The sequence below is a fragment of the Lysobacter defluvii IMMIB APB-9 = DSM 18482 genome (genome assembly GCF_000423325.1).
Classification (GTDB): Bacteria; Pseudomonadota; Gammaproteobacteria; order Xanthomonadales; family Xanthomonadaceae; genus Novilysobacter; species Novilysobacter defluvii.
The window spans coordinates 97337-113392 of record NZ_AUHT01000012.1 but is presented as its reverse complement, the minus strand read 5'-3'; the positions used below and the strand labels follow the sequence as shown (position 1 = coordinate 113392).

15 protein-coding genes and 1 pseudogene are annotated in these 16056 nt (G+C 71.7%); 9 read left to right on the top strand and 7 right to left on the bottom strand.

What is annotated here, in order from left to right; translation table 11 throughout:
• Positions 1-2: 2 nt before the first annotated feature.
• A complete protein-coding gene (gene rmuC / locus G545_RS14515; RefSeq protein WP_052347322.1) occupies positions 3-1508 on the bottom strand; it encodes a DNA recombination protein RmuC in 1506 nt (501 codons plus the stop codon).
• Positions 1509-1564: 56 nt separating this feature from the next.
• A complete protein-coding gene (locus G545_RS0111085; protein WP_027070443.1) occupies positions 1565-2746 on the bottom strand; it encodes a class I SAM-dependent rRNA methyltransferase in 1182 nt (393 codons plus the stop codon).
• A gap of 87 nt (positions 2747-2833) precedes the next feature.
• On the opposite strand from G545_RS0111085, the gene G545_RS0111080 reads away from it, so the two are divergent.
• From G545_RS0111080 to G545_RS14505, 3 genes and pseudogenes are all read left to right on the top strand, one after another.
• Positions 2834-3610, top strand: a complete 777-nt coding sequence (locus G545_RS0111080) for a rhomboid family intramembrane serine protease (protein WP_036138347.1) — start codon at positions 2834-2836, stop codon at positions 3608-3610.
• A gap of 72 nt (positions 3611-3682) precedes the next feature.
• Positions 3683-4477 (top strand): annotated as a pseudogene (locus G545_RS14510) (TIGR00266 family protein); the annotation flags it as partial.
• Positions 4478-4544: 67 nt separating this feature from the next.
• On the top strand, positions 4545-5585 hold the full coding sequence (locus G545_RS14505) for a patatin-like phospholipase family protein (RefSeq protein WP_052347321.1): 1041 nt from the start codon (positions 4545-4547) through the stop codon (positions 5583-5585).
• Here the strand turns inward: G545_RS14505 and G545_RS14500 are convergent.
• Both G545_RS14500 and G545_RS0111060 read right to left on the bottom strand, forming a co-directional pair.
• Positions 5582-6595, bottom strand: coding sequence for a GGDEF domain-containing protein (locus tag G545_RS14500; protein ID WP_043711712.1), 1014 nt, complete (start codon positions 6593-6595; stop codon positions 5582-5584). The two genes, G545_RS14505 and G545_RS14500, sit on opposite strands and share 4 nt — an antisense overlap.
• 84 nt (positions 6596-6679) lie before the next feature.
• Positions 6680-7156: an Lrp/AsnC family transcriptional regulator gene (locus G545_RS0111060; RefSeq protein ID WP_027070441.1), complete on the bottom strand. Its 477-nt coding sequence runs from the start codon at positions 7154-7156 to the stop codon at positions 6680-6682.
• A 131-nt stretch (positions 7157-7287) separates the two neighbouring features.
• Here G545_RS0111060 and phhA point away from each other — a divergent pair, with 131 nt between their 5' ends.
• Positions 7288-8175, top strand: a complete 888-nt coding sequence (gene phhA / locus G545_RS0111055) for a phenylalanine 4-monooxygenase (RefSeq protein ID WP_027070440.1) — start codon at positions 7288-7290, stop codon at positions 8173-8175.
• Here phhA and G545_RS0111050 read toward each other — a convergent pair.
• Positions 8127-8849, bottom strand: a complete 723-nt coding sequence (locus G545_RS0111050) for a hypothetical protein (protein WP_027070439.1) — start codon at positions 8847-8849, stop codon at positions 8127-8129. The genes phhA and G545_RS0111050 overlap by 49 nt on opposite strands.
• A 147-nt stretch (positions 8850-8996) precedes the next feature.
• Between G545_RS0111050 and G545_RS0111045 the strand changes: the two genes are divergently transcribed.
• The 5 genes from G545_RS0111045 (at position 8997) to G545_RS0111025 (ending at position 13773) form a co-directional block, all read left to right on the top strand.
• The gene (locus G545_RS0111045) at positions 8997-10103 is read left to right on the top strand and encodes a sensor histidine kinase (RefSeq protein ID WP_043711709.1); all 1107 of its coding nucleotides are present in this window, start codon (positions 8997-8999) and stop codon (positions 10101-10103) included.
• Positions 10100-10756, top strand: a complete 657-nt coding sequence (locus G545_RS0111040) for a response regulator transcription factor (RefSeq protein WP_027070437.1) — start codon at positions 10100-10102, stop codon at positions 10754-10756. The genes G545_RS0111045 and G545_RS0111040 overlap by 4 nt, the downstream gene beginning before the upstream one ends.
• An 89-nt stretch (positions 10757-10845) precedes the next feature.
• A complete protein-coding gene (locus G545_RS0111035; RefSeq protein ID WP_027070436.1) occupies positions 10846-11163 on the top strand; it encodes a hypothetical protein in 318 nt (105 codons plus the stop codon).
• 62 nt (positions 11164-11225) lie between these two features.
• The gene (locus tag G545_RS0111030; RefSeq protein WP_036139266.1) at positions 11226-12278 is read left to right on the top strand and encodes a class 1 fructose-bisphosphatase; all 1053 of its coding nucleotides are present in this window, start codon (positions 11226-11228) and stop codon (positions 12276-12278) included.
• A 136-nt stretch (positions 12279-12414) separates the two neighbouring features.
• Complete coding sequence (locus G545_RS0111025; RefSeq protein ID WP_027070434.1) at positions 12415-13773, top strand: sigma-54 interaction domain-containing protein; 1359 nt, start codon at positions 12415-12417, stop codon at positions 13771-13773.
• Here the strand turns inward: G545_RS0111025 and G545_RS0111020 are convergent.
• Positions 13770-15227: a transporter gene (locus G545_RS0111020; protein ID WP_154656582.1), complete on the bottom strand. Its 1458-nt coding sequence runs from the start codon at positions 15225-15227 to the stop codon at positions 13770-13772. The genes G545_RS0111025 and G545_RS0111020 overlap by 4 nt on opposite strands.
• Before the next feature lie 44 nt (positions 15228-15271).
• On the bottom strand, positions 15272-16054 hold the full coding sequence (locus G545_RS0111015) for a hypothetical protein (RefSeq protein ID WP_231553194.1): 783 nt from the start codon (positions 16052-16054) through the stop codon (positions 15272-15274).
• Positions 16055-16056 lie beyond the last annotated feature (2 nt).

The following is a 16056-nucleotide window of genomic DNA, read 5'->3' as shown; positions in this document are numbered from 1 at the left end:
GCTCAGTCGCCCTTCGCGTCGCCATCCACGGCCGCGCCGAGCAGCTCGCGCACCGGACCGGCCTCGTCCAGGATCCCGTCCAGCCCGGATTCGGGCTTGAGCTCGTCGGGCAGCGCGCGCCGCCCGCTGGCACCCAGCTCGACCAGCCGCCGCGCCCGCGGGATCACCGCCTGGCTGGATTCGCTCAGGCGCCTGCGGGCATTGGCGTAGGCCTTCCCCGCGTCGTCCAGGCGCTTGCCGACCTGCTCGAAATCGGCGAGGAAGCCGACCAGCGCGTCCAGCACCTTGCCGCCGCTGTCGCTGATCTCCAGCGCCTTGCGCTGCACCTTGTCGCGCGTCCACAGCCGCTCGATCACGCGCAACAGCGCCATCAGCGTGTTGGGCGAAGCGAAGACGATGCGGCGGTCGAACGCCTCCCCCTGCAGGTTCGGGTCGAAGCCCAGCGCGGCAGAAAGCGCACCCTCGATCGGCACGAAGGCGATGGTCACCTCCAGCGCGTGCGAACCGATCGCGCGCGGGTAGTTCTTCTCGCCCAGGTCGCGCATGTGCTGGCGCAGCCCCGCGGCATGGCGGCGCATCGCCTCCTCGTGGGCCTCCGGGGTGTCGGCATTCATCGCCTCCTGCCAGGCGACCAGGTTGACCTTGCTGTCGACCACCACGCAGCGCTCGTCCGGCAGGTTGACCACGATGTCCGGCTGCAACCGCGCGCCGTCCTCGTCGCGGGTGGACTTCTGCCGCTCGTAGTGGACGCCCTCCTCGAGCCCGGAGCCGCGCAGCACGCTCTCCAGCATCAGCTCGCCCCAGTCGCCGCGGATCTTCGCGTTGCCCTTCAGCGCGCGGGTCAGTGCCAGCGCCTGCTCGGCCATCTCCTGGTTGAGGCCCTTGAGCTCGGTGACCGCGCCCTGCAGCGAAGCGCGCTCGCGGGCTTCGTTGCCGTACAGCGTCTCGACCCGCTCGCGGAAGTCCTTGATGCGCTCGGCGAAGGGCTTGAGCAGCTGCTCGATCTCGACGCGCGACTGGCCGGTGGCGTTGCGCACGTTCTTCTCGAACTGCTGCCCCTTCTCCTCGAAGACCTTGCCTGCCAGCTCGGTGAAGGCGCCCGACAGCTTGACCTGGGCCTCGTCCAGGAAGGCCTGCATCTGCCGGTTGGCGCGCTCGGCGTGCTCCAGGTTGGCGCGGGCCTCGGCTGCGGCCAGCCGCTCCGCCGCGGCCGCCTCGCGCAGGCTGCGCTCGGATTGCCGCAGCGCCTCCAGGGCTTCCTCGCGCTCGGCGAGCATCCTTTCGAGCGACTCCAGGCGCCCGCCCATCGTGCCCAGCTCGACGGAGCGCGCCTGCGCGGCGTCCCGCGCCGCGGCGAGCTCCTCTTCCAGGCGCGCCTTCTCCGCCCGCAGCGCCTCGGCCTCCTGGCTGCCACCACGGACCGCCTGCGCGCGCACCATCCACGCCAGCCCCGCGACCGAGATGGTCACGCAGACCAGCAACATCATCATGAGAACCTGGGAATCCATGCGGCCAGTCTACCGGGCACGGTCGCAGCCACTGCGACCGCGCGGCGGGGCGGCGCCTAGTCCAGCACCCGGCAGAACACCGCCTTGAGGTAGCGCGACTCCTGCACCTGGGCCAGGAACGGATGGTCCGGCCCGGCGCCGGCCACCTTCAACACCTGCACGGTCCGGTTCGAGTAGAAAGCCGCGCGCCGCAGCATGTCGAGGAACTGCTCCTCGCTGACCAGGCCGGTGCACGAGAACGTGGCAAACAGCCCTCCCGGCTTCACCACCGACATCGCCAGCTTGTTCATGTCGAGGTACTTCTTCAGCGCCGGGATCACCTGCTCGCGGTCGCGGGTCATCTTGGCCGGATCCAGCACCACCACGTCGAACAGCTCGCCGGCGTTGGACGCATCGCGCAGCCACGGGAAGATGTCGGCCTGGACGAAGCGCGGGCGCACGTTGTTGAGGCGCGCGTTCCCCTTGGCGATCTCGATCACGTCGGCATCGATGTCCACGCCCACCACCTCGGCCGCGCCGCGCACCGCCGAGTACACCGCGAAACCGCCGGTGTTGCAGCACAGGTCGAGCACCCGCTTGCCGGAGACATGCCGGCTCAGCCACTCGCGGTTTTCGCGCTGGTCGGCGAAGAAGCCGGTCTTGTGCGCACCCGCCGGGTCGGCGCGGAACTTCACGCCGTGCTCGGTGATCACCGCCGGCGCCGTCGGCCCGTTGCCGCTGCTGAAGCCGTGGAAGTCGAAGCTCTCCTGCTTCTGCACGTGCTCGTCGGCGAAGGCGTGGAAGCGGCAGCCAGGGAACTGCGCGGCCAGCGCCTGCATGATCCATTCACGATGGCGGAACGCGCCGGCGCTGAAGAACTCCAGCACCAGCAGGTCGTCGTAGCGGTCCACCACCAGTCCGCTGATGCCGTCCCCCTCGCTGTGGAACACGCGCCAGGCGTTGGACACCTCGTCCAGGCCCAGAACGTCCCGCCGCAGCGACACCGCCCGCGCGATGGTGCGCGCGAACCAGTCCGCGTCAACCGCCACGGACCGGTCCGTCTCCAGGATCCGCAGGGCGATGCGCGAGTGCCCGTTGTAGAACCCGCGGCCGATCCATTCGCCGTCGACGCCGACCACGTCGACGAGGGCGCCGGGCTTGGGGCGCTGGGCGGGCTTCTCGACCAGGCGCTGGAAGATCCACGGGTGGGAGGACTTCCAGGCGTTCTTCAGGCGTACGGTGGGGTTGGATTCGCTCATGCGGGCATTCTACGGGGCCGGACCCTGCCGGCACCGGCACCGGCGGTGGACTTGCATCCGCACGCGACGGGCGCCATTGATCGGTTCATGTACATCCCCGACACCGCCCCTCCCGAGGATCCCAAGGCCCAGCGCGCGGCCGACCGCCGACGGTGGCTGCGGGCCTTCAACCTGAGCCTGCTCTCGGTGCTCGTGCTGCTGGTGGTGTTCTGGCTGCAGGCGCGGACGGACCTGCGCAGCTGGTCGGTGCAGCCGTGGTCGCCGGAGGGCCTGCGCGGATTGCTGGGGGCGCCGCTGCTGCATGGCTCCTTCGAGCACCTGGCCGCGAACGCGACCGCCCTGCTGATGCTGGGGACCCTGGCCGCCGGGCTGTATCCGCGCGCCACCGCCCGCACGCTGCCGCTCGCGTGGCTGGGCTCCGGACTGGGGGCCTGGTTCCTGGGCGAGGCGGGCAGCTTCCACCTGGGAGCCAGCGGCGTGACCCACGGGCTGATGTTCCTGGTGTTCTTCCTCGGCCTGCTGCGGCGCGACCGGGCCGCGGTGGCGGCGGCGATGATCGCCTTCTTCCTGTTCGGCGGGATGCTGATGACGGTGCTGCCGCGCGAGGCCGGCGTGTCCTGGCAGGCGCACCTGGGTGGCGCAGTGGGTGGACTGCTGGGTGCGATGCTGTGGCGCCGCGCGGACCCGGAGGCGGCCCGTCGCCGCTACAGCTGGGAGATCGAGGAGGAAGAGCTCGCCGCGGCGGAAGCCCGCGCGCGGGAGGACGGGCTGGAGCCTTCCCCGCCGGAGGACGTGCCGGTGATCTGGGAGCGCCCGCCGGAGGAGCGCGGCACCGTGCTCCCGTTCCGGCGGCGTGACGAATAACCCATCACCGCGGCCATCCGGCGGCCCTAGACTCGTTCCTCCCGAATGGCCAAGGAGGTACGCGACATGGAACGCGACGACGAAATCGACTACCGCATCGTCGGCACCGACATGCAGTTCGTCGAGATCGAGCTGGACCCGGGCGAGAGCGCGATCTCCGAGGCCGGCGCACTGATGTACAAGGACGCCGCGGTGCGCATGGACACGGCGTTCGGCGACGGCCGCCCCGGCGGCAGCTTCGTCGACAAGCTGTTCTCCGCCGGCAAGCGGGTGATCACCGGCGAGAGCCTGTTCACCACCGTGTTCACCCATACCGGCCAGGGCAAGGCCCGGGTGGCCTTCGCCGCGCCCTACCCGGGCACCGTGCTGCCCATGAAGCTGTCCGACCACGGCGGCCGGCTGATCTGCCAGAAGGACGCCTTCCTCGCCGGCGCCCGCGGGGTGCAGGTCGGGATCCACTTCCAGCGCAAGATCCTCACCGGCCTGTTCGGCGGCGAGGGCTTCATCATGCAGAAGCTCGAGGGCGACGGCTGGGTCTTCGTGCACGCCGGCGGCACCGTGGTCGAGTACGACCTGGCACCGGGCGAGCGGCTGGATGTCGACACCGGCTGCGTCATGGCCTTCCACCACGGCGTGGACATGGACGTGCGGCCGGTGGGCGGCATCCGCAGCATGATGTTCGGCGGCGAGGGCGTGTTCCTGGCCACGCTGACCGGACCGGGCAAGGTCTGGCTGCAGTCGCTGCCGTTCTCGCGCATGGCCGGGCGGATGCTGGCGGCGGCACCGGGCGGCGGCGGGCAGGACCGCGGCGAAGGCTCGGTGCTCGGGGGGCTGGGGCGGTTCCTCGACGGGGACAACCGGTTCTGAGGCGGCTGGGCGGCGTTCAAGGGACCCGGGCTACGCTCGGCGGCCCGATGAGCCTGGCCTGGTTCCCATGATCAACCTGCGTTGCGTGCGGCCTGCGTTGCTGGCCGCACTGGCCCTGCTGCTGACCGCCTGCCTGGGTACTCCGGAGCGGGCGGAGGCCCCGCCCCCCGCAGCGGCCGGGATCCCCGCACCCGAGCCGGTACGCATCGGCCTCGCGCTCGGGGGCGGCGCGGCGAAGGGCTTCGCCCACATCGGCGTGATCAAGGTGCTGGAAGCGCACGGCTTCAAGCCCGACGTCGTCGCCGGCACCAGCGCCGGCAGCGTGGTCGGGGCGCTGTATGCCAGCGGCATGGATCCGTTCGAACTGCAGCAACAGGCCTTTGCGCTGGACGAGGACCGGATCCGCGACGTGCGGTTCTTCTCCGGCGGGCTGATCGAGGGCCGCAAGCTGCAGGACTACGTGAACCAGCTCGTCGATCGCCGGCTGATGCAGGACATGCGCATCCCCTTCGCCGCGGTGGCGACCCGGCTGGAAACCGGTGAGCGCGTGGTGTTCACGCGTGGCGACACCGGCCGGGCGGTGCGGGCCTCCAGCAGCATCCCCGGCGTCTTCGAGCCGGTCGCGCTGGCCGGCAAGCACTACGTGGACGGCGGCGTGACCAGCCCGGTGCCGGTCGACACCGCCCGTGAGCTCGGCGCCGACATCGTGGTCGCCGTGGACATCTCCGCCCGCGCCAGCGGCAAGACCCCGTCGCACCTGCTGGGGATCGTCAACCAGTCGCTGGCGATCATGGGCAGCCGCCTGGGCGAGCAGGAGCTGGCGCGCGCCGACGTGGTGATCCGCCCCGCGGTGACCGACATCGGCCCGACCGACTTCGCCAGCCGCGACCGGGCCATCCTGGAGGGCGAGCGGGCGGCGCTCGCGGCGCTGCCGCAGCTGCGTGCCGAAGTCGCGGCGATCCGTGCCCGGCGCGCGGCGGCCGCCGCCGACCGCGCACGCGAGGCGGCACGCGCCGAGGCCATCGCGCGGTGCGAGCGCGAGCGATCCCGGATCAGCGAATGGCTGCGGATCGGCGAGTGCGCCGAATCGCTGCCGGCCGGGAACTAGCGCGGCCTGTCGCCCCCTGGCGGCTGCGTCCCGGCTTCTCCCGGGTCCACCACGACCCGGTTGCGGCCGTCGCGCTTGGCCCGGTACATGGCCCGGTCCGCCCGCCGCAGCCAACGGATGGCGTCATCGCCCCGCAGCAGCGGCGTGATGCCCACCGACACCGTCACCGGATCATCCCCGCACCGCACCTCCGCGGCGACCGTGCGCACCAGGATCGAACCCACGTGGGCGAGGATGTCGGCCTCCGCGCCTGGCAACAGCAGCACGAATTCCTCGCCGCCGGTGCGGAACAGGCGGTCGCTGCGCCTGGTGGCCGCCTCCACCACCTCGGCGAAGCGCACCAGCACCGCATCCCCCGCCTGGTGCCCGTGGCGGTCGTTGACCTGCTTGAAGTGGTCCAGGTCCAGCACCGCGAGCGCGCAGGGCACGTCGCGACGCCCGGCCTCGATCGCCGCTTCCAGCTCGCGCTGCATGCCGCGGCGGTTCAGGGCGCCGGTCAGTGGATCGTGCCCGGCAAGCCGCTCGAGCCGGCGCCGCTGCTCGTCGGAGTGGCTGCTGAACAGGTAGGCGAAACCGCACAGCAGCATCGCCGAGACCGCGAAGGAGCCGAAGGTCGGCCACCCGCCCAGACCCTCGCTGAAGGCCAGCGTGCCGACCGCGGCGGCCGAGATCACGATGGCCGGGCCGCGGCTGGTGAGCAGGAAGTTCGCCACCAGCACCGGGTACAGCCACAGGGCGCCGGCCAGGCCGGCCACCAGCCCGACCGCCACGCAGGCACCGGACATGCACATCGCCGCCAGCAGCCCGGCGCGGTCCATGTTCCCGCTGCGCCAGGCGTAGGCCACGATCGAGACGATCGCCACCTGTATCCCGATGTCGATCACGGCCGCCAGGTGGTTCCCGGTCGCGAACCGGTAGACGACGAACGGAGTGATGGCGACGACGGCGAGGCCGCCGAACACGACCATCAAGCCGAACCGGAAGTCGGCGCTTAGGCGGGGCTTGAGCATTTCACCAACCAGAGGAATCCAGTACCGGTAACGGCCGTCCGCCCGCCGGCTGTCGCCCCGCAGTGCGGAACCGTGACCGGCCTCTCAGGCCCGGGGCAACGGCAGTCCCCGATCCGCCTTCACGGTGCGCAGCACGAAGCTGGAGTTCACGTCGTCCACGCCCGCCTGCGCCAGCAGCCGGTCGAGCAGGAAACGCGAGAAATGCTCCAGGTCGTCCACCACGACGTGCAGCAGGTAGTCCATGTCGCCGGTGAGCGCGTGGCAGGCGACCACCTCCTCCCACCGATTGACGCACTCGCCGAAGCTGGCGATGGCGGCGCTGTCGTGGTGGTCCAGCTGCACGCGGACGAAGGCCTGCAGGCCCAGTCCGAGCCGCTCCGGGTCCAGCAGCGCGCGGTAGCCGGCGATGACGCCCTCCCGTTCGAGCCGCTGCACCCGTCGCAGGCACGCGGAGGGCGAGAGCTTCACCCGCTCCGCCAGCTCGGCGTTCGTCTGGCGGCCCGCGCGCTGCAGTTCGGCGAGCACGAGCAGGTCGGTGCGGTCGAGGGAAGTGGCAGCCAAGGGGCCTCCATTGGTGGGATCACGCAACAACCTTGCGCCAAACGCCCTCCACGGCGCAACGACGCAACCCGATTGCGCGGCTTCCGCGCTAGCGTAGGAGGTCGCCAGGGACCATCGCAGGGAGCAGCGCCATGAACATGCCGAAGCGCGTCGAGCACCAGATGACCGACAAGGGCTACGTGCCCGTCTACACCACCGCCGTGGTGGAGCAGCCGTGGTCGAGCTACAGCGAGACCGACCACTCGGTCTGGGCCCGGCTGTTCGAGCGCCAGCGCGCGCTGCTGGCGGGCCGCGCCAGCAGCGAGTTCCTGGACGCGATGGCGGCGATGGAGATGAGCCCGGACCGGATCCCGAAATTCGACGAGCTCAATCCGATCCTGCGCAGGGCCACCGGCTGGGAGCTGATCGGCGTGGAGGGCCTGCTACCCGAGCTGGCGTTCTTCGACCACCTCGCCAACCGCCGCTTCCCGGTCACCTGGTGGATCCGCAAGCCCGGGCAGATGGACTACCTGTCCGAGCCGGACCTGTTCCACGACCTGTTCGGCCATGTGCCGCTGCTGATGAACCCGGTCTTCGCCGACTACATGGAGGCCTATGGCCGCGGCGGGGTGAAGGCCCACGGCGTCGGCGAAGAGGCGCTGGTCCACCTGACCCGCCTGTACTGGTACACGGTCGAGTTCGGGCTGATCCGCCAGGACGACGGCCTGCGCATCTACGGCAGCGGCATCGTCAGCTCCAAGGGCGAGTCGATCTACAGCTTGGAGTCGGATGCGCCCAACCGGATCGGCTTCGACCTGGAGCGGATCATGCGGACCCGCTACCGCATCGACACCTACCAGAAGACCTATTTCGTCATCGACAGCTTCGAGCAGCTGATGGAGTCCACGCGCCCGGACTTCCTGCCGATCTACGATCGGCTGTCGAAGCTGGACTCCATCCCCGCCGGCGACGTGCTCGACGGCGACAGGGTCTACAACCGGGGCACCGGCGAGGGCTGGCTGGAAGACGGCGACGTCTGACCGACCGGGGCGCGGCCGCGCGCGTGGCGCCGGTCCAGCCAGATGTTGGCGGCCACGGCGACCAGCACTGGAACGAACCACCCGGCCAGGTACGCCGCGCTGCCCGCCACCTCCGGAACCAGCCGCGGCAGTCCCAGCACGAGGAACGCCACGTGGGTGGCCGCGCCGTTGCCGACCATCGCCGCGTAGTGCTCCTGCATCCACCATCCGGGGCGCGACGGCATGGTCCGCCTCCGGCGCCACATGTCGATCCCGGTGAAGAGGCCCACCAGCGAGAAGCCCGTCAGCAGGGCGCTGCCCGTGGCCAGGCCCAGCGCCAGCACGCCGGCGCCTGCCACGGGATTGGCGATGGCCAGCGCCGCATGGACGCGTCCGAAGTAGCGCCGCGGCGAGCCGCGGTCCCGCACCGCCCGCCATGACAGCCAGACCGTGGTCGACACGAGCAGCAGCAGGTAACCCAGGAAGGCGGCTGCGACCGGGTGCCCGTCCGCCCACTGGCCCAGCGTGAGCGGGATGCCGGTGGCGATCACCGTCGCCATGGAGAGCAGGTAGGCCCGGCCCGCGAGCCGGTGTGGGCCGCTGCCCTTGCGCAAGCCGGCGGCGAGCCAGAAGCCCGCGAGCGCCAGCGTTCCGGCACCGGCATGCAGCAGCGCGAAAGTGGGGATGGCGTCCATCGTGGGCACTCCTGTTGGGGGACGCCTCCAGCCTGCGCCGCGGCCTTGGCCGCTTGCAGGGCCTCCGGTCACCGGATCGACCTGCCGGAAGTCACGACTTGCTCCCCGGCCATTGCATGCCACCCCGCGCAGGGCCAGCATCGCGGCATGCTCCGCCTGCGCGCTCCGCAAGAACCGATGCTCCTCGCCGGGCTGGTCACCTGGGCCGCGGCGGCACTCGGCCTGCGCGTGGAGGAATCCACGCAGCCGGCGTTGATGTGGACGCTTGCAGCGATCTACCTCGTGGCCTTCCTGTCGGCCGACCTGCTGCCCAGGCGCTGGGAACGATGGGTGCTGCCCGTCGCCCTGCTGGTGGAGGCGGTTTGCGCCCTCGCCCTGGTATGGCTGGCTCCGCGGGGCGGCACTGCGCCGGTACTGCTGGTGGTGCTGGTGGCACAACTTGCACTGGTGATGCCGGCGCGGGTCACGGTGGCCGCGGTCGCCGTGCTCAACATCGCGCTGTACCTGCTGCTGCGCGGCGCGGGGTACAGCGAGCCCCTGCTCGTCACCACCCTGTACATCGGCTTCCAGGCCTTCGCCGCGCTGGTCGCCCACTACGCGCGCACCGCCGAGGCCTCGCGCGACGCGCTGGCCCGGGTCAACGCCGACCTGCTCGCCACCCGCGCCCTGCTCGCCGACACCGCCCGCGGCAACGAGCGCCTGCGGGTCGCGCGCGAGCTCCATGATGTCGCCGGCCACAAGCTCACCGCATTGACGCTGAACCTGCGGCTGCTGGCCCGCGATCCGGCGCTCGCCGCGCGCACCGAGCTGGCCACCAGCCGCCGGCTGGCCACCGAGCTGCTGTCCGACCTGCGCGGACTGGTGGCGGCGATGCGCCACGAGGCCGGCCTGGACCTGGTCACGGCGCTGCGCGCACTGGCGGCTCCGTTGCCGCGCCCCCGGCTCCGGCTGGACATCGGCGATGACGTGCAGGTGCACGACGCCGCCGTGGCGGACGCCATCCTGCGCACGGTGCAGGAGGCGCTGACCAATGCCGCCCGCCACGCCGATGCGGACCAGCTGACGGTATCGCTGCAGCGCGAGGGCTCCCGCCTGCGGCTGCGCATCGACGATGACGGCCGCGTACGCGGACCAATCCGGGAGGGCAACGGCCTGGCGGGCATGCGCGAGCGGCTGGCCGGATTGGGGGGCACGGTATCGGTGACCACCGGGACTGCCGGCGCGCTGCGCATCGAAGCCGAGCTCCCGGCATGAGCGTGTCCGGCGCCCGGGGCGAAGGCACGCTGCAGGTCGCGCTGGCCGACGACCAGGCGCTGGTGCGGGCCGGGCTTCGCGCCCTGCTCGGCCAGCAGGGGGTCCGCGTGGTGCTGGAGGCCGAAGACGGCGAGTCGCTGCTCGCACGGCTGGAGCGCACCGCCGTCGATGTCGTCCTCAGCGATGTCCGGATGCCGGGCGTGGATGGCATCAAGGCGGTGCGCCGGTTGAGGGAGCGCGGCGACGCCACGCCGGTCCTGCTGCTGACCACCTTCGACGAGCCCGACCTGCTGCTGGAGGCAGCGCGGGCCGGCGCGCAGGGCTTCCTGCTCAAGGATGCCGCCCCGGAGGACCTGCACGAGGCGATCCGGAAGGTCGCCGGGGGTTCGACGCTCCTGCAGCCGGTCAGCACCGACCCGATCCGCTCGCGCTACCGCTACCACGCCGACGACGCCCCGATCGCACCGTTCACCGCGCGCGAGGTCGCGATCCTCCGGCTGCTCGCGGGCGGCTACTCCAACCGCGAGATCGCCCGGGCGATGTTCCTGGCCGAGGGCACCGTGAAGAACTACGTCTCGGCGATCCTGGAAAAGCTCGACACCCGCGACCGCACCCGCGCGGTGCTCAAGGCGATCACGCTGCGGGTCATCTGAGGCGCGCCGTCACCGCACTGTCGCGGGACCTCTACCGTCCGGTAACGCGCCGCGGGCGACCATGCCGCTCCCCCGCAGTACCTGACGACATGCACCCCCACTTCCACGACGCCCGCCGGGCGCTCGCGCACGAACTCGAACGACTTGACGCCACCCTCGACGAAGCCGTCGGCCGCGCCGGCGAGGGCGAGGACCTGGCCTTCGCCCGCCGCGCCGGCGCCCACCTGCGGCGCCTGGCCGACCTGCTGGACCCCGACGCCTACTCCGCCGCCGAGCAGGTGCTCGACGATGCCCGCCGCGTCCTGGGCGCCGCAGAGCCGGCCGCCCCGCTGCTGATGCTGGAATACTCCCGCGCCCGGCTTTCCGACGCCGTGCGGCGCATGCGGCGCCTGCAGCCGGCGGCCTGACCCGGGGCAGGGCCGGCGGCCGCGGCCTACAATGCGCGCTGTCCCCACTGCCCGTGCGCGCCATGTCCCTCTCCTGCAATGACGCCCAGCCCTGCTCGCTGACCCGGTTCCTGATCGAGGAGCAGCGCGCCGGCCACATCGAGCCCGACCTGCGCCTGTTGATCGAAGTGGTCGCCCGCGCCTGCAAGCGGATCTCGATCGCCGTGGGCAAGGGTGCGCTCGGCGGCGTCCTGGGCGAGGCAGGGCTTCCCGGCGCGGCCAGCATGAACGTGCAGGGCGAGGCGCAGAAGAAGCTCGACGTCATCGCCAACGACGTGCTGATGGAAGCCAACGCCTGGGGCGGCCACCTGGCCGGCCTGGCCTCGGAGGAGATGGACCACAGCCAGCCGATCCCCGACGAGTTCCCGCGCGGGCGCTACCTGCTGCTGTTCGACCCGCTGGACGGCAGCTCCAACATCGACGTGAACGTGTCGGTCGGCACCATCTTCTCGGTGCTGCCGTACGCCAAACAGGGGCAGGACCCCGTCGACGCGGACTACCTGCAGCCGGGCACCGCGCAGCTGGCGGCCGGCTACTGCGTGTACGGCCCGCAGACCACCCTGGTACTGACCGTCGGGCACGGCACGCACGCCTTCACCCTGGACCGCGAGGTCGGCAGCTTCGTGCTGACCACCCGCAACATCCGGATCCCCGAGCAGACCGCCGAGTTCGCGGTGAACATGTCCAACCAGCGCCACTGGCAGCCGCCGATGCAGGCCTACGTCGGCGACCTGCTCGCCGGGAAGACCGGGCCGCGCGGCAAGGACTTCAACATGCGCTGGGTCGCCAGCATGGTCGCCGACGTACACCGGATCATGACCCGCGGCGGCATCTTCAGCTATCCGCTCGATGCCAAGAACGAGGCGAAGGGCGGCAAGCTGCGGCTGATGTACGAGGCCAACCCGATGGCCTTCCTGGTCGAGCAGGCCGGCGGCGCGGCGACCACCGGACGGCAGCGCATGCTCGAGGTGCGGCCCGCGGACCTGCACCAGCGGGTGCCGGTGTTCCTGGGCTCGAAGGGCGAAGTCGAGGAAGCCGGGCGCTACCACCGGGAGCACGACGCAACCGCGGGCTGATCGCACCGCCGGCTGGCCGCTTCCGGCCAGCCGCCCCGTTGTTGGACAGGCACACACATCGACCCGCCGCGGCGGTCGTGGAGGCCTCCAGCTTGCCCCCCGCCGCGCCGGACACCCAGTCGGCTTCGGGGGAAGCATGGCCGCAAGCACCGGTGGCCCCGGACAATGCGTGGTCTGGTTCGGAGACCCGCTCCCACAAGAGCGCGACGCGCTGGCAGCCGCCGGCTGGCAGCTGCGCGCGATCGCGCCCGGCAACGGCACCGGCGGCATCGGACTGCGGGCAGGCGACACCGTGGTGGGAATGCTCGACCTGCGCGATGGCGACGAGGCCACCGCGGAAGCGGCGGTGGAGCTCGCCAGCGAGTACCGGCACCTGCCGTTCCTGGCCATCGTCCCGCGGCAGCTGGCCGACGCCGCGGCCGTGGAACGCCTGCTGGCCCACTGCCAGCGGCATTTCGTCCAGGCACCGCCCCCCGGCAGCCTGGTCGGCGCGGTCACCGGCCTGGCGCGCTCGCCGGCGTCGGACAGCCCGCACGGCCTGGACGCGCTGGTCGGGCAGAGCCCGGCGATGCTGCGCACGGTCGCGGCGATCCGGAAGTTCGCCCCCATCGACCTGCCGACCCTGGTCACCGGGGAGACCGGCACCGGCAAGGAAGTCGCCGCGCGGGCGCTCCACGACCTCTCCCGCCGCGCCGGGAAGGCCTTTGCGCCGCTCAATTGCGGCGCGATCCCCGACAACCTCGTGCAATCGGAGCTGTTCGGGCACGAGCGCGGGGCGTTCACCGGGGCGACGGCGCGCCGCATCGGCCTGTTCGAGACGGCGGATGGCGGCACCGTGTTCCTGGACGAGATCGGCGACCTGCCGCTGGACGCCCAGACCAGCCTGCTGCGGGTCCTGCAGGAAGGCACCATCGAACGCGTGGGCAGCCACCAGCCGATCAAGGTCGACGTACGCGTGATCGCCGCCACCCACGTGGACCTGGAGCAGGCGATCGAGGACGGCCGCTTCCGCGCCGACCTGTACTACCGCCTCAACGTCCTGCGCCTGCGCATGCCCCGCCTGGCCGACCGCGGCGAGGACATCGTGCTGCTGGCCCAGCACTTCCTCGACCGCTTCCGTGAACACCACCACGCCACGCGCGCCCGCGGGTTCAGCAGCAACGCCCGGCGCGCGATGCTCGCCTTCGACTGGCCGGGCAACGTGCGCGAACTGCTCAACCGGGTCCAGCGCGCGGCGGTGGTGGCCGAATCCGAACTCATCGGCGCCGCCGACCTGGAGCTGGCGGACACCGCCGCGGCCCCGAACGGACGCGGCCTGGACCGCGCCCGCGTCGACGCCGAGCGCGACACCCTGCTCGGCTGCCTGCGCGACAGCGGCTACAACGTCAGCCAGGCGGCGCGGCGGCTCGGGGTGTCCCGGGTGACCGTGTACCGGCTGTGCCGCAAGCACCAGCTGCGCATCGAGCAGCTACGCCGCACCGGTACCCACCGCTAGAGCATGTAGGGCACCTTGAAGATCAGGCTGAAGTCCGGCGCGTCCGGGGTCAGGCCGATCCCGAGCTGGGTGACGAAGGTGGAGTTCTGGTTGAGCGCGTAGGTCACGCCCAGGTTGAACATCGCCGCGTTGGCGTCACTGCCGATCACCTTCAGCCACTTGCCGTCGCCCTCGTCATAGCGCGTGCGCGCGCGGGCGCTGAGCTTGTCGCTGACCGAGAGGCTGAGGCTGGTGCGCTCGTTGAAGGCGAACGCCAGGCCGGCGCCGAAGTAGAACGACCGCCCCAGCCACACCTCGCCCGGATTGATGGTGTCGGGGTTGTTGTCCAGGTCGTCGAAGCTCTTCGCGAAGGGATGCATGTAGCCGAAGTTCGCGAACAGGATCGCCGGGTCCGCCGTCTTCACGAAGGACATGCCGACGTTGGCCTGCCACACCCCGCTGCCGGTCGGCTCCTCCTCGGGCACCGCGAAGCGGATGAAGCCTTCGTCGTCCCGCTCCAGCACCCGCCAGGACACGCCGTAGGGCTCCTGCCCGGTCGGCGCGGTGACGCCGAGGGTGAGCACGGTGTCCGGCCAGTTCGGGCGCTCGGTGAACAGCCGGTAGTTGGCGCTCACGGTGATGTCGCCCAGGCCCGTCCCCGTCGTGTGCTCCTGCGCGATGGCGCTCGCCGCGCCGCCGGCGCCCCCCTTCTGGTAGACGGTCTTGCGCGCCAGCCAGGGCACGTCGACGCTGAGCGTGGTGCGCGGGTTGAGGCCGAAGCGGATCGCCGAGTTCCAGGTCAGCGTGTCGGACTCCACGTTCTCGATCGCGATGTTGCCCAGGAAGATCGCGTCCAGTGCCAGGAAGCCGGTCAGCGTCAGCTGTTTGCGGTCATAGCGGTTGTAGGTGAGGCTGTTTTCGAAGGTCAGGCGGCGGTTGAACAGGGCCTGCTGTTGCTGCTTGACGTCCTGCACGCTGCGCATCGCCGCTTCCTGGGCGCGCTCGGCGTCCTCCGCGGTCCCGGCGTGGCCCGGCGGCGGCTCGGTGGGAGCGGACGCGACGGCGGTGGGTGCCGTAGTGGCGGGCTGCGGCGGGGGCTGCGCTGGCGCCTGGGGCTGGGCTTGCGGCACTGCCGTGCCCGGCGGCGCCGCCTGCGCCGTCGCCGGCGATCCCGCGGCCGTCCCACGCTCGATCCGCGACTGCAGTGCCTGCAGCTGCATGTCCAGTTCACGGAGGCGGCGGACTTCCTGCGCGTAGCTCCGCTTGAGCGCCTCGAGCTGCGCGGTCAGTGCCTGCAGTTCGCCGGCCTCGTCCCCGCCGGACGCAGCCACGGCGGGCTGTTCCTGCGGTGGCGGCTCCGCCGGCGGGGCCGCCTGCGTTTGCGCCTGGGCGGCACCGGCGAAACCGCCGGCGCCAAGGCCGGCGAGCGTTGCGGCCGCGAGGGCGCGTACCGCGGTGGATACGTTGTTTTCCATCGATTTCCCCCGTCCGGCGCCCCCTGAAGACGCCGGACCCGTCCCTAGAGTCCCGGTCCAATCCCGCGCGCGGTGACCATGGCCTGCGCCACGTTCTGCGCGAGCATGGCCTGTGCCGCGAGCGGCTGCTGCACCAGGTCGATCTGCAAGCGGTTGGCGGCGACCTGTTGGTCGGCCGCGAGCTGGATGCTCTGGCCCACGCTGCCGCTGCGGATCCACTGCTCCACGGCGCCCTGGCCGTCGATCTGCAGCTTCACCCGCGCGGTGCCGCCGTCGAAGCCGGCCAGCACGCTGGCGTTGCCGAGCCGGGTCACCGCGTCGTGCCCGTACATCGGCGCGGCCACGCCGTCCGGTGCCCCGGTTCCCTCGCGCACCCGCAGATGGGCCAGGTTGCTGGCGGTGTTGCCGTCGCCGGCCAGCTGCACGCTCTGCAACAGGCCGGACGCATTGGCCAGGCCCGAGCCGTCGATGCTCCGCGAGCCGGCGGTGGTCACCGGCAGCGGCGCGTCGGCATCGGTGATGCTGACGACCGGGGTGAAGCTGACCACCGGCACCTGGCCGCCCTTGGTGAAGTCCATGCCCAGGGTCATGCCGCCCTCGAGCGTGCGCCCGGCGGCATCGGTCCAGGTGGAGATCATAGTGACCCCGAACCAGGCCACGGAGTTGCCGCCCACCGTGTAGCGGCCACGCATGAGCTCGAGCTCGGGGTCGGGAATTTCAGTCAGGCCGCTGCCGGGCTGCGACGCGGCCGCCGGGGCCGGGCAGGCGAGCGCCAGCATGGTTGCCAGCGCGCCTCCGGCCAGGATGAGGAAAGATCGGGTGAGCATGG

What these genes read in the sequence shown, in the direction of transcription:
- G545_RS0111030 (WP_036139266.1), top strand. Translation starts at nt 11,226, where the DNA reads ATGTCCCTCTCCTGCAATGACGCCCAGCCCTGCTCGCTGACCCGGTTC.
- G545_RS14500 (WP_043711712.1), bottom strand. Translation starts at nt 6,595, where the DNA reads ATGCTCAAGCCCCGCCTAAGCGCCGACTTCCGGTTCGGCTTGATGGTC.
- G545_RS14505 (WP_052347321.1), top strand. Translation starts at nt 4,545, where the DNA reads ATGATCAACCTGCGTTGCGTGCGGCCTGCGTTGCTGGCCGCACTGGCC.
- phhA (WP_027070440.1), top strand. Translation starts at nt 7,288, where the DNA reads ATGAACATGCCGAAGCGCGTCGAGCACCAGATGACCGACAAGGGCTAC.
- G545_RS0111050 (WP_027070439.1), bottom strand. Translation starts at nt 8,849, where the DNA reads ATGGACGCCATCCCCACTTTCGCGCTGCTGCATGCCGGTGCCGGAACG.
- G545_RS0111085 (WP_027070443.1), bottom strand. Translation starts at nt 2,746, where the DNA reads ATGAGCGAATCCAACCCCACCGTACGCCTGAAGAACGCCTGGAAGTCC.
- G545_RS0111025 (WP_027070434.1), top strand. Translation starts at nt 12,415, where the DNA reads ATGGCCGCAAGCACCGGTGGCCCCGGACAATGCGTGGTCTGGTTCGGA.
- G545_RS0111080 (WP_036138347.1), top strand. Translation starts at nt 2,834, where the DNA reads ATGTACATCCCCGACACCGCCCCTCCCGAGGATCCCAAGGCCCAGCGC.
- G545_RS0111035 (WP_027070436.1), top strand. Translation starts at nt 10,846, where the DNA reads ATGCACCCCCACTTCCACGACGCCCGCCGGGCGCTCGCGCACGAACTC.
- G545_RS0111045 (WP_043711709.1), top strand. Translation starts at nt 8,997, where the DNA reads ATGCTCCGCCTGCGCGCTCCGCAAGAACCGATGCTCCTCGCCGGGCTG.
- G545_RS0111020 (WP_154656582.1), bottom strand. Translation starts at nt 15,227, where the DNA reads ATGGAAAACAACGTATCCACCGCGGTACGCGCCCTCGCGGCCGCAACG.
- G545_RS0111040 (WP_027070437.1), top strand. Translation starts at nt 10,100, where the DNA reads ATGAGCGTGTCCGGCGCCCGGGGCGAAGGCACGCTGCAGGTCGCGCTG.
- G545_RS0111015 (WP_231553194.1), bottom strand. Translation starts at nt 16,054, where the DNA reads ATGCTCACCCGATCTTTCCTCATCCTGGCCGGAGGCGCGCTGGCAACC.
- rmuC (WP_052347322.1), bottom strand. Translation starts at nt 1,508, where the DNA reads ATGGATTCCCAGGTTCTCATGATGATGTTGCTGGTCTGCGTGACCATC.